This is a genomic window from Pandoraea pulmonicola, assembly GCF_000815105.2.
GTDB classification, from domain to species: domain Bacteria; phylum Pseudomonadota; class Gammaproteobacteria; order Burkholderiales; family Burkholderiaceae; genus Pandoraea; species Pandoraea pulmonicola.
Map to the genome: position 1 here is coordinate 5,244,879 of NZ_CP010310.2, position 12,314 is coordinate 5,257,192.

Here is a 12,314-nt window from a genome sequence, read left to right on the forward strand (position 1 = left end):
AGCCACTCACCCGCTCAAAATCCTGCAACCACCGGGCTTTTCAGCCCATTCGCTTCAACCGCCCCACCGCTTGCGCTGCGGCGCCGTCGTTGCGAGAGACGAGATATTAGTGAAAACCCCGAAGCCGCGCAAGCCCTTTGTGAAACTATTTTGAAAACCCATGAAAAAACCCCGTCGAGACGGGGCTTTTTCGCTACCACACCGGTCGTTCGCCACGCTTACTTCTTGCCGAAGTAGCGCTCGTAGATGGTGTCGTACGTGCCGTCGGCCTTGATCGCATCGATCCCCTTGTTGATCTTCGCGAGCAGTTCGGCATCCCCCTTGCGCACGGCGATGCCGTAGTACTCCTTCGGGAAGTTGCTGTCCGCAACCGTACGAAGCTTGGCGTTCGGATTATTCGCGATGAAGTTCACCACCACGCCGTTGTCGGCCACCACGGCGTCGACGCCTCCTGCCTCGAGCTCCTTCATCGCGAGCGGCGTGCCTTCGAAGCGCTTCACGGCCGGATTGTTCTTGCCCATGAGCTTCTGCACGACTTCGTCACCCGTCGTCGCCGTCTGCACACCGACCTTCAGCGACTTCAGGTCATCGAACTTCTGCACGGTCGAGTTGACCGGTACGGCGATGAGCTGCGACGCCTCGAAGTAAGGTGTCGAGAAATCCATTTGCTTGCTACGCTCATCCGTGATGGTGATCGCGGAAATCAGAATATCCCTGTCGCCCTGCACCAGCGAGTTGAAGATTCCCTCGAAAGGCGTATTGATGAACCGGATGGAGATGCCCGCCTTATCGGCGACGGCCTTCATCACATCGATATCGAAACCGGCGATCTGACGGGTATCGGTTTCGAACTCGAACGGCGCGTAGGCAGCGTCCGAGCCGACGACGTACACAGGTTGCGAGCCCTGGGGCCCGACCGACCGGCCTGCAGCCGATTCTTCATTCTTCCCGCAGGCACCCAACAGCAGCCCGGAGGCCACTACCAAGGCCAGCGCAAATGCACGTCGGTTGATCGACATCGTTTCGCCCCTTGCTGAAAAAACCGGCAGACTATCACAGGACGGCCTCCAAAAAGGAGGCCACCGCAGTTTTTCACCACCGCATCAGCGATGCTTGAAGACCGGCTTGCGCTTTTCGACGAACGCCGCCATGCCTTCCTTCTGATCTTCCAGCGCGAACAGCGAATGGAACAGACGACGCTCGAACTGCACGCCCTCGTCGAGCGTCGATTCGAAGGCGCGATTGACCGCTTCCTTGGCCGCCATGACGACCGGCAGCGAGTATTCGCAGATGGTATTGGCTGCACCGATGGCTTCGTCGAGCAGCGTGTCGAGCGGTACCACGCGCGACACCAGTCCGGCACGCTCGGCTTCGGAGGCATCCATGAAGCGGGCCGTCAGGCACATGTCCATGGCCTTGGCCTTCGACACCGCACGCGTCAGACGCTGCGTGCCGCCCGCACCCGGAATCACGCCGAGCTTGATTTCCGGCTGGCCGAACTTCGCGTTGTCCGCCGCGATGATGAAATCGCACATCATCGCCAGCTCACAGCCGCCGCCCAGCGCAAAACCCGACACGGCCGCGATCACCGGCTTGCGGATGCGGCGCACCGTCTCCCAGTTGCGCGTGATGTAGTCGCCCTTGAACACGTCGGCGAAGGTGTACTTCGACATCATGCCGATGTCGGCACCCGCGGCAAACGCCTTCTCGCTGCCGGTGATCACCATGCAGCCGATGGCCTCGTCGGCGTCGAACGCCGTAAGCGCCGCCCCCAGTTCGTCCATGAGGGCATCGTTCAGCGCATTGAGTGCTTTCGGACGATTCAGCGTGATCAGACCGACGCGGCCGCGCGTCTCCACCAGAATGTTCTCGTACGTCATCCTCTTCTTCCTCCAGTCAAAGTCTCGTCTTGTGGTTAGGGGCTGATGCCCGCGCGGACACGACGTCCGCGCGTTCACCGAAAACAGGCATAAGGCGATGGACATGTCACCGGTTCGCGATGACGTTGCGGCGCATGCGACAAGCCTTGGGTAGGTGGCTCGCCGGGCGTCGACTGTAGTGGTTAGGCATGATGCCATCGATCCCCCGGGGACGCATCTCTCGTTCCGCCACGCAAACGGCCCCGCCTCACCCTCCGCCGCGCGGCGCCGGGCCGTCGGGGAAAACCCGGCGTCATCGCACGCCACGCCGGAAAGATTTGGTGCTATATTAACAAACCAACCGGTCGGTTAATTAATATCGATGCGCGACATCGACGACGACCGCCGGGGCCGTCCCAGCGTCTTGCCGCGCGCGTCCCCCACAAACGTGCCCGTCGGCAGACAACGAACCCGCCAGCCGCATCCCGACACGGACAGATCCAGCCATGACTCATTCCCTCTTCGCCAAACACCAAGAGACCCTCGAGCGCGCTCTGCAGGCCATCGCCACGCGTGGTTACTGGAGCCCGTTTACCGAAATGCCGAGCCCGCGTGCCTACGGCGAAACGGCCGCCGCCGATGGCGAAGCCGCCTTCAAGCAATATCTGAATGCCGCATTCCCGCTCACGCAGCGCGCCAGCACGGGCAGCGTCGGCCAGGAAGTCTCGCCATTCGGCTTCCCGTTGGGCACGACCTACCCCGGATTCGAGATCGACGCGTTGCTCGCACGCGTAAGCGATGCCCACAAGACCTGGCGCGCCGCATCGCCGCAGGCTTGGGTGGGCGTGTCGCTGGAAATCCTCAAGCGACTGAACGAACGCAGCTTCGAGATGGCCAACGCCGTCATGCACACCACGGGTCAGGCTTTCATGATGGCCTTCCAGGCCGGCGGCCCGCACGCGCAGGATCGCGGTCTCGAAGCCGTGGCCTACGCGTGGGACGAACTGCGCCGCATTCCGGACTCTGCCTACTGGGAAAAGCCGCAAGGTAAGAACCCGCCGCTGGCGATGGAGAAGCGTTACACCGTCGTGCCACGCGGCGTGGCGCTGGTGCTCGGCTGCTGCACGTTCCCGACGTGGAACGGCTACCCGGGCCTGTTCGCGAGCCTCGCGACCGGCAACGCCGTGATCGTCAAGCCGCATCCGGGCGCGATCCTGCCGCTCGCCATCACCGTGAAGATCGCCCGTGAAGTGCTCGAGGAAGCCGGTTTCGATCCGGACGTCGTGACGCTCGCCGCCACCAATCCGAACGACGGCGCCATCGTCCAGCAACTGGCCAAGCGCGACGAAGTGCGCGTGATCGACTTCACCGGCAGCACCGCCAACGGCGACTGGCTGGAGACCAACGCCCGTCAGGCACAGGTCTACACCGAGAAGGCCGGCGTGAACCAGATCGTGATCGACTCGACGGACGACCTCAAGGGCATGGCCCGCAACATCGGTTTCTCGCTGGCGTTGTACTCAGGCCAGATGTGCACCGCGCCACAGAACATCTACATCCCGCGTGACGGCATCCAGACGCCGGACGGCAAGGTCTCGTTCGACGAAGTCGTCGCCGCCATTGCCGGCAGCGTCCAGAAGACCTGCGGCGACCCGGCCAAAGCCGTGGAGCTGCTCGGCGCCATCCAGAACGAAGGCGTCCTCGCGCGCATCGACGAGGCCCGCAAGGTCGGTCGTGTCGTGCTCGACAGCCAGTCGCTGCAACACCCTGCCTTTGCCGACGCCCGCGTGCGCACGCCGCTCATCGTGGCGCTCGACGTGGCCGACGAAACGACCTACACGCGCGAATGGTTCGGCCCGATCACCTTCGTGATCGCCGTGGACAGCAGCGCCCAGGCCTTCGCACTGGCCGGTCGCACCGCCGCCAAACACGGCGCGCTCACGCTGTCGGCCTACACGACGAGCGCCGAAGGCGAAGCCCTGGCGCTCGACGCCGCGCTCGAAGGCCGCGTCGCGCTGTCGCTGAACCTGACCGGCGGCGTCTTCGTCAACCAATCGGCCGCCTACTCGGACTACCATGGCACGGGCGGCAACCCGGCCGCGAACGCCAGCCTGGCGGACGCCGCTTTCGTCGCCAATCGTTTCCGCGTCGTGCAAAGCCGCCACCACGTGGCCGCCAAGTCCGAAGCGGGCGCCGCCTGAACGACACACGACATCTATATATAGAAAGAGGACACGGGGCGAAGTCACCGCACACGCGCCAACGCGACGGGAAGTCACTACCATAGTCACTCGCCGTCGCGTGGCCCGTGCTGCGCGGGTCACCGCCCCCAGCCCCTCCATCGCCTCACGACAAGACAGGAACGAGACATCATGACCGAAGCCTTCATCTGCGACGCGATCCGCACGCCCATCGGCCGTTACGGCGGCGCCCTGAAGGACGTGCGTGCCGATAATCTCGGCGCGATCCCGCTCAAGGCGCTCATGGCGCGCAACCCGAACGTCGACTGGACGCTGATCGACGACGCCATCTACGGCTGCGCGAACCAGGCCGGCGAAGACAACCGCAACGTGGCGCGCATGGCCGCGCTGCTCGCCGAACTGCCGGTCGATGTACCGGGCGCCACGCTCAACCGCCTGTGCGGCTCGGGCATGGACGCCATCGGCACCGCGGCGCGCGCCATCAAGGCGGGCGAAGCCGGTCTGATGATCGCCGGCGGCGTGGAGTCGATGACGCGCGCACCGTTCGTGATGGGCAAGGCCGACAGCGCGTTCGCGCGTCAGGCGGCGATTTTCGACACGACCATCGGCTGGCGTTTCATCAATCCGCTGATGAAGGCGCAGTACGGCGTGGACTCGATGCCGGAGACGGCCGAAAACGTGGCCGACGACTTCAAGATCAACCGCGAAGACCAGGACCGTTTCGCGCTGCGCAGCCAGGAGAAGGCCGCACGCGCCCAAGCCGACGGCACGCTCGCGCAGGAAATCACGCCGGTGTCGATCCCGCAGAAAAAGGGCGACGCCGTCGTCGTGGAGCGTGACGAACATCCGCGCGCCACGAGCCTCGAAGCGCTGGCCAAGCTCAAGGGCGTGGTGCGCCCGGACGGCACCGTGACGGCCGGCAATGCCTCGGGCGTGAACGACGGCGCCTGCGCCCTGCTGCTCGCGAGCGAGAGCGCCGCCAAGCTGCACGGCCTCACGCCACGCGCCCGCGTGCTCGGCATGGCCACTGCCGGTGTCGCTCCGCGCATCATGGGCATCGGCCCGGCGCCGGCGACCGTCAAGCTGCTCAGGCAATTGAACATGACGCTGGACCAGTTCGACGTGATCGAACTCAACGAAGCCTTCGCCAGCCAGGGTCTGGCCGTGCTGCGTCAGCTCGGCATTGCCGACGACGACGCACGCGTGAACCCGAACGGCGGCGCGATCGCCCTGGGCCATCCGCTGGGCGCCTCGGGTGCGCGCCTGGTGACCACCGCGATGTACCAGTTGCACCGCACGGGTGGCCGCTACGCGCTGTGCACGATGTGCATCGGCGTGGGCCAAGGCATTGCGATCGCGATCGAGCGCGTCTGATTTCACGCACCGTCCGTCAAAACAAGACCTCCGGAGGAAGACACCGATGACCGCCACGGTTCAACTGACGCTGCAAGCCAACGTCGCGACGATCACGCTCAACCGCCCCGAGAAGCTCAACAGCTTCACGCGGCAGATGCACGCCGAACTGCGCGACGCGCTCGACGCCGCGCAGGCGCAAGGCGCGCGAGCCATTGTCCTCACGGGGGCCGGCCGCGGCTTCTGCGCGGGGCAGGATCTGGCGGACCTCGACTTCACGCCGGGCGCCTCGACCGACCTCGGCGCACTGATCGACGAGAACTTCAACCCGCTCGTGCGCAAGCTGCGCGCGATGCCCCTGCCGATCGTCGCGGCCGTGAACGGCATCGCCGCCGGCGCGGGCGCGAACCTGGCGCTCGCATGCGACATCGTGCTCGCGGGGGCTTCGGTGAACTTCCTGCAGGCCTTCGTGAAGATCGGCCTGCTGCCGGACACGGGCGGCACGTGGTTCCTGCCGCAGCGCGTCGGCATGGCGCGCGCCATGGGCCTGGCCATGCTCGGCGACAAGCTCTCGGCGGAGCAGGCGGAGCAATGGGGCCTGATCTGGCGCTGTGTCGACGACGACGCGCTGATGCCGGAGGCGCAGAAGCTCGCCGCCCATCTGGCTGCGCAGCCCACCCGTGCGCTCGCGACCATCAAGGAAGCGCTGTACGCCTCGGCGACCAACACGCTCGATCAGCAGCTCGATCTGGAGCGCGACGGACAGCGTGCGCTGGGCGCGTCGTACGACTACGCCGAAGGCGTGAACGCATTCCTCGAAAAACGCGCTCCGAAGTTCGAGGGACGTTGAGCCGGGCAGGACATCACAGCAACGACGGTAACCCCGCAACACCCGCGACGCACCGAACGCCAAAACCACACGCGCCGCGCGAGAGACCATAACAAAAGCAGCACAACGAGACGAGAGACACGATGAGCCCGAGCACCCCCGCTACGACGGCGATCGCCGAAATGACCCCGGAAGCACTGGCCCGCGCCACGGGCGACGCCATGTACCGCAGCGACCGTGCGAGCCAATGGCTGGGCATGGAACTGCAGGAAGTGCGTCCGGGTTATGCTCGCATGACGATGTACGTGCGCGACGAATTCCTCAACGGCCACGCCATCTGCCACGGCGGCCTGATGTTCACACTGGCCGACTCGACCTTCGCGTTCGCGTGCAACAGCTACAACGTCAACGCGGTGGCGGCCGGTTGCAGCATCGAATTCCTGAAGCCGGTCTCGGGCGGGGACACGCTCACGGCCGAAGCCCAGGAACAGGTGCTCTCGGGACGCCATGGCATCTACGACATTCGCGTGACGAACGCCGCCGGCGACGTGGTGGCGATGTTCCGCGGCAAGTCCGCGCAGATCAAGGGCACCGTCATCTGACCGCCCGGCAGTACGCGGGTCCGGCCACTGACGTGGCCGCGGACGCGCGAGACACACGTATCAGAGAGCACTAGTAAGTTGCAAGTCCCAAGGAGACAGTCATGACCACCGCCTTGCCGCTCGAGCCGATCGAGAAAGCGAGCCTCGACGAACTGCGCGCCCTTCAGCTCGAACGTCTGAAGACAACGTTGCGGCATGCCTACGACAACTCGCCGGTCTATCGTCGGAAGTTCGACGAAGCCGGCGTCCACCCGGACGATCTGGGTTCGCTGGCCGATCTGGCCAAATTCCCGTTCACGACGAAGCAGGATCTGCGCGACAGCTATCCGTTCGGCATGTTCGCCGTGCCGATGGAACAGGTCTCGCGCGTGCATGCGTCCTCCGGCACCACGGGCAAGCCGACGGTCGTGGGCTACACCGCCAACGATATCAGCACGTGGGCCGATCTGGTGGCGCGCTCGATCCGCGCGTCCGGTGCGCGACGTGGCGACAAGGTGCACATCAGCTACGGCTACGGGTTGTTCACGGGCGGACTGGGGGCTCACTACGGCGCCGAGCGCGCGGGCCTCACCGTGATTCCGTTCGGCGGCGGCCAGACCGAGAAGCAGGTGCAACTGATCCAGGACTTCAAGCCGGACATCATCATGGTCACGCCGAGCTACATGCTCGCGATTGCCGACGAACTCGAACGTCAGGGCATCGTGGCCGCCGAGTCGTCGCTGCGCATCGGCATCTTCGGCGCCGAGCCGTGGACCAACGACATGCGCTCGGCCATCGAGAAGCGCATGGGCATCGACGCGGTCGACATCTACGGCCTGTCCGAAGTGATGGGCCCGGGCGTGGCCTGCGAATGCGCCGAGACCAAGGATGGTCCGACGATCTGGGAAGATCACTTCTATCCCGAGATCATCGATCCGGAGACGGGCGAAGTGCTGCCCGACGGCGAGTTCGGCGAACTGGTGTTCACCTCGCTCACCAAGGAAGCGCTGCCGATCATCCGCTACCGCACGCGCGACCTCACGCGTCTGCTGCCCGGCACGGCGCGCACCATGCGCCGCATGGAGAAGATCACCGGCCGCTCGGACGACATGATGATCATCCGCGGCGTGAACGTCTTCCCGTCGCAGATCGAGGAACTGCTGCTGCGTCAGCCGGTGCTCTCCCCGCACTACCAGATCATTCTGGACAAGGAAGGCCCGATGGACACGATGGCCGTGGAAGTCGAAGCGGCCGTGGGCTGCGACGACGCCTCCGCGCTCCAGACGGCAGGCGGCGAGCTCAAGCGCGACATCAAGACGCTGATCGGCGTGTCGTGCGCGGTTCGGGTCAAACCCGTGGGCGGCATCGAGCGCTCGGTCGGCAAGGCGCGCCGTGTGATCGACAAGCGTCCGCGTTAAGTCGCGCTCGCGCACGTCGCCATGAAAAAGCCCGCGAAATTCGCGGGCTTTTTTGCGTCGACGCGGCCGTTGCCGCTTACTGATTCGGCAGGAACACCCACATGCGGCCGCTTTGCCGCATGCGTCCGGCCAGATCGCCGGCGTCGTCGCCGAGGCCCCAGAAGAAGTCGGCGCGCACGCCGCCCTTGATGGCGCTGCCGGTGTCCTGCGCGAACATCAGCCGGTTGATCGGGGCGTTCGCCTGTGCGCCGAAGGGCGGACGCGTCGTCGAGAGGAACACCGGGCTGCCGAGCGGAATCGACGCCGGGTCCACCGCGATGGAGCGCTCCGCCGTGAGCGGCACGCCCAGCGCGCCGATCGGGCCTTCGATGCCGCCCACGCCGTGGTTGGGCATCTCGCGGAAGAAGACGAAGCGCGGATTCACATCGAGCAAGGCGTCGACGCGCGACGGATTGGCCCGCGCCCAGGCGCGAATGCCCTGCATCGTCGCCTGTGCGGCCGTGATCTCTCCCCGGTCGATCAACCAGCGGCCGATGGACTTGTACGGCTGATCGTTGCTGCCCGCATACCCCACGCGCATCACGGTGCCGTCGTCGAGCAGCACCTGCCCCGAGCCTTGCACCTGCAGGAAGAACGCCTCGATGGGATCGTCGACATACACCAGTTCGTTGCCGCGCAGGATGCCGCTGCGATTGAGTTCGGCCCGGGACGGCAGCGAACCGGCCTTGCGTCCGGCGGGCCACTTGTAGAGCGGTGTCTGGTACACCCCGCCGCGAACGCGGGAACCATGCAGCAGCGGCTCGTAGTAGCCGGTGATCAGGCCGGTCTGGGAGCCGTCGGAGTTGGCAATCCGAAACGGCGTAAAGTATTGTTCGAAGAACTGTCGCACGGCGGCCGGATCGAGATCGTCAAGACGCTCGGACGCGCGGCACGCCGGCAGCCAGGACGGCTGACGGCTCAGCTTGACGCAGCTCTGCGCGAGCGCGAGACGTGCGCCGATGAGCGAATCGTCCTGCCAGCCCTCGACCTGCGACCACGACACGGCCTGCATGCGGCCTGCGCCGGAAGGTGGCGTCGCCACGTTCGACGGCGGTGTGCCTGTACCCGTGCCTGGACGACCGGCGCCCGACGGGGGCACACTGGAACAACCATAGAGCAATGCGGCAAGCGCGGCGAGCGCCAGGCCCCGGCCGGCACGCCACCGCCCGAACACATTCAGGAAAAGCGTCATGGGTAATCTGTTCGATGAATATCCGGCCTTGCTGGTCCTGCCGGAGGTATTGCTGGCGATCGTGATCGTCGCCGCTATCGTGATCATGCGTCGCAAACCGTCGCCCAAGCGCCGCAGGCGCCACGCGCGCGCGGTACGACCGATGCCGAGCGACACCGTCGAAGGCATCGACCCGCTCGAAGCCAATCCGGCCGCGCGCTCGACGTCCGGCGATCCGCTCAAACGGGAAGACTGGTCCGACGACCGTCGCTGAGGTGCGATGTCCGCTGCGCGCATGCCCGTGGCTCAGTGCAGCGTTCGCGGCATGGTGAGCGCGAATTCGGCGATCGGCGCTTCGAAGCGCGTGCCGTCTTCCGCCACACAGAAGTACTCGCCACGCATGGTGCCCACGGGTGTGGCGACCATGGCCCAGCTCGTGTATTCGAACTGCTCGCCCGGCTGCAGGAAAGGCTGATGTCCGACCACGCCGAGGCCGTTGACCTCCTGCACGTGGTTATCGCCGTCGGTGATGACCCAATGGCGTGAAATCAACTGCGCCGGCACTTCCCCGCTGTTGCGAATCGTGATCGTGTAGGCGAAGGCGAACTGCCGACGGTCCGGTTCCGATTGCTCCGGGAGATACTGCGGGCGCACCGTGACGGTAAATTCGTACTGGCTCATCGTGTGTTCCTGTTGCGCATGCGTGCTCTCTGATGGCGTTCTGGTCTGGCGGCTCGCACCGCTCGTTCTGTAACGGCTTGGCGGGTACGGGCACACGTGCCGTCCCGTTTTGCAAGGCATTCTGCGGCAAGTCGTCGCGGGTCGCAACCGCTGGCCGCCTCACCCCGACGCCCCACTCGCGTCCCTCCTGCTGCCGCCCCGCCCGGCGTTGCCACGGCGGCGGCCCGGTGCGGGATCGGCTCACTATTCGTTCGCTATCCGCACACTGCCGGCAGGCGTCATGCGAAAGCTTTAAAATATCGCTTTTGACGCTACTCCCCAGCCTGCCATGACGCAATTCTGTATCGCCCCCAGCATCCTGTCCGCCGACTTTGCCCGGCTGGGCGAAGAAGTCCGTAACGTCGTGGCGGCGGGCGCCGACTGGATCCACTTCGACGTCATGGACAACCATTACGTTCCCAATCTGACCATCGGCCCGATGGTCTGCGAAGCGATCCGCCCGCACGTGGACGTGCCCATCGACGTGCACCTGATGGTACGTCCGGTCGATCGCATCGTGCCGGATTTCGCCAAGGCCGGCGCGAACCTCATCACGTTCCACCCGGAAGCGTCGGAGCACGTCGATCGCACGCTCGGCCTGATCCGCGACAACGGCTGCAAGGCCGGGCTGGTGTTCAATCCCGGCACGCCACTGCATTACCTCGATCACGTGATGGATCGCCTCGACATGGTGCTGATCATGTCAGTGAACCCCGGTTTCGGCGGCCAATCGTTCATTCCGGAAGCGCTCAACAAGCTGCGCGCCGTACGCGCACGCATCGACGCTTACACCGCCGAGACCGGTCGTGAAATCCGTCTGGAAATCGACGGCGGGGTGAAGGTCGACAACATTGCCGAGATCGCCGCCGCCGGCGCCGATACCTTCGTTGCCGGTTCGGCCATCTTCGGCAAACCCGACTACAAGGCGGTGATCGACCAGATGCGCGCCCAACTGGCGAGCGTGGCATGACGCAGTCGCAAACCACACCGCGGCTGGACGGCATTCGCGCAGTCCTGATCGACCTCGACGGCACGCTCGTCGACACCGCCGGCGACTTCGGCGTGGCGCTCAACGCCATGCTGACCGACCTGGGCGCCGAGCCGGTGCCGACCGAGCGTCTGATGACCTTCGTCGGCAAAGGTACCGCCAATCTGGTGCGCAAGACATTGGCCGAGCGCTTCCCCGAGCCGGAAATCGACGCCCTGTTCGAGCGCGCGCAAGCCAGGTACGAAGCGGTCTACACGTCGATCAACGGCGAGCACACGGTGCTTTATCCGGAAGTGCGCGAAGGCCTCGCGGCGCTGCGGGCGGCCGGGTTGCCCGTCGCGTGCATCACCAACAAGCAACATCGTTTTGCCGTCGACCTGCTGGCGCACTACGGCCTGTCGGACCAGTTCGACCTGGTGTACGGCGGCGATTCTTGGCCCCGGCGCAAACCTGACCCGATGCCGCTCGTCAAGGCGTGCGAGGCGTTCGGCGTTGCGCCGTCGCAGGCGGTGCTCGTGGGCGATTCGGGCAACGACGCGCAGGCCGCGCGCGCGGCGGGCTGCCGCTCGCTCACGGTGCCGTACGGCTACAACCATGGCGAATCTATACAAACGATCGACACGGATGGTATAGTCGCCTCAATTCTGGGCGCGGCCCGGGCGATCCTGCCCGATGCAACGCCCACGCTGGCGAGTTGAATTCGTCATCTTCCACACTGCATTCAAACGCATGTTCCTGAACAAGAAACGGAGTCTGAGCGTGATCGACCGGGGGGCCTGGCCCTGGCGACGCTGGTCCTGCTAAACCCTCCCAAGGGGTGGCCGGGACCGCTGAAGTTCGTCTTCGGCAACCCGTTTCTTGCATCGTTGTAGTTCCCAAGATTCAATGCATCGGCGCGCCGTGTTTACGGTGCGCGTGTTCGTCGAGGCCGGTCGAAGTTCGCCGCAAGGCGACTTCCGCCGTCGCCCAAGCGCGTGACGTTGCGCGCCTGCGCCCCCATGCGCCTCGATGTACGCCCTCGCACGCGGCATCTCGCCGCGATACGCGCGGCCGGTGCGGGTAACGACGCAAGCCATTATCCGGCCCGGCGGCACGCATCGATCTTCCCGGGCAGGCCACCCCGCAAGCGACTCAGGTATTCTCAACGCCAACCAC

General features: G+C 65.4%; 12 protein-coding genes. 8 read left to right on the forward strand and 4 right to left on the reverse strand.

The features are described from left to right. Window positions 1-218: 218 nt before the first annotated feature. Window positions 219-1,019: a basic amino acid ABC transporter substrate-binding protein gene (locus RO07_RS22580; RefSeq protein WP_039406062.1), complete on the reverse strand. Its 801-nt coding sequence runs from the start codon at window positions 1,017-1,019 to the stop codon at window positions 219-221. A gap of 84 nt (window positions 1,020-1,103) precedes the next feature. After that, window positions 1,104-1,880, reverse strand: coding sequence for an enoyl-CoA hydratase (locus RO07_RS22585; protein WP_039406064.1), 777 nt, complete (start codon window positions 1,878-1,880; stop codon window positions 1,104-1,106). 485 nt (window positions 1,881-2,365) lie between these two features. Here RO07_RS22585 and paaN point away from each other — a divergent pair, with 485 nt between their 5' ends. From paaN to paaK, 5 genes are all read left to right on the forward strand, one after another. Then, window positions 2,366-4,060 carry a phenylacetic acid degradation protein PaaN gene (gene paaN, locus RO07_RS22590; protein ID WP_039406070.1) on the forward strand — a complete coding sequence of 565 codons (1,695 nt, stop codon included), beginning with the start codon at window positions 2,366-2,368 and terminating at the stop codon, window positions 4,058-4,060. A gap of 171 nt (window positions 4,061-4,231) precedes the next feature. Beyond that, window positions 4,232-5,434, forward strand: a complete 1,203-nt coding sequence (gene pcaF, locus RO07_RS22595) for a 3-oxoadipyl-CoA thiolase (protein WP_039406072.1) — start codon at window positions 4,232-4,234, stop codon at window positions 5,432-5,434. Between the two features lie 46 nt (window positions 5,435-5,480). Next, window positions 5,481-6,263 carry a 2-(1,2-epoxy-1,2-dihydrophenyl)acetyl-CoA isomerase PaaG gene (gene paaG, locus RO07_RS22600; RefSeq protein ID WP_039406074.1) on the forward strand — a complete coding sequence of 261 codons (783 nt, stop codon included), beginning with the start codon at window positions 5,481-5,483 and terminating at the stop codon, window positions 6,261-6,263. Between the two features lie 122 nt (window positions 6,264-6,385). After that, entirely contained in the window at window positions 6,386-6,844 is a 459-nt protein-coding gene (gene paaI, locus RO07_RS22605) for a hydroxyphenylacetyl-CoA thioesterase PaaI (protein ID WP_174234875.1), read from the forward strand. 101 nt (window positions 6,845-6,945) lie between these two features. Beyond that, window positions 6,946-8,241, forward strand: coding sequence for a phenylacetate--CoA ligase PaaK (paaK, locus tag RO07_RS22610; RefSeq protein ID WP_039406076.1), 1,296 nt, complete (start codon window positions 6,946-6,948; stop codon window positions 8,239-8,241). A 76-nt stretch (window positions 8,242-8,317) separates the two neighbouring features. Here paaK and mltA read toward each other — a convergent pair whose 3' ends face one another. Next, window positions 8,318-9,559, reverse strand: a complete 1,242-nt coding sequence (gene mltA, locus RO07_RS22615) for a murein transglycosylase A (protein WP_072637231.1) — start codon at window positions 9,557-9,559, stop codon at window positions 8,318-8,320. Between mltA and RO07_RS26195 the strand changes: the two genes are divergently transcribed. Next, a complete protein-coding gene (locus tag RO07_RS26195; protein WP_039406077.1) occupies window positions 9,471-9,725 on the forward strand; it encodes a hypothetical protein in 255 nt (84 codons plus the stop codon). The two genes, mltA and RO07_RS26195, sit on opposite strands and share 89 nt — an antisense overlap. 32 nt (window positions 9,726-9,757) lie before the next feature. Here the strand turns inward: RO07_RS26195 and apaG are convergent, their stop codons facing one another. Next, window positions 9,758-10,132 carry a Co2+/Mg2+ efflux protein ApaG gene (gene apaG, locus RO07_RS22620; RefSeq protein ID WP_039375444.1) on the reverse strand — a complete coding sequence of 125 codons (375 nt, stop codon included), beginning with the start codon at window positions 10,130-10,132 and terminating at the stop codon, window positions 9,758-9,760. A gap of 328 nt (window positions 10,133-10,460) precedes the next feature. Between apaG and rpe the strand changes: the two genes are divergently transcribed. Together rpe and RO07_RS22630 are read left to right on the forward strand one after the other, a co-directional pair. Then, on the forward strand, window positions 10,461-11,141 hold the full coding sequence (gene rpe, locus RO07_RS22625; RefSeq protein WP_039406078.1) for a ribulose-phosphate 3-epimerase: 681 nt from the start codon (window positions 10,461-10,463) through the stop codon (window positions 11,139-11,141). Then, window positions 11,138-11,857, forward strand: a complete 720-nt coding sequence (locus RO07_RS22630) for a phosphoglycolate phosphatase (protein ID WP_039406080.1) — start codon at window positions 11,138-11,140, stop codon at window positions 11,855-11,857. Before rpe ends, RO07_RS22630 begins: the two co-directional genes overlap by 4 nt. Window positions 11,858-12,314 lie beyond the last annotated feature (457 nt).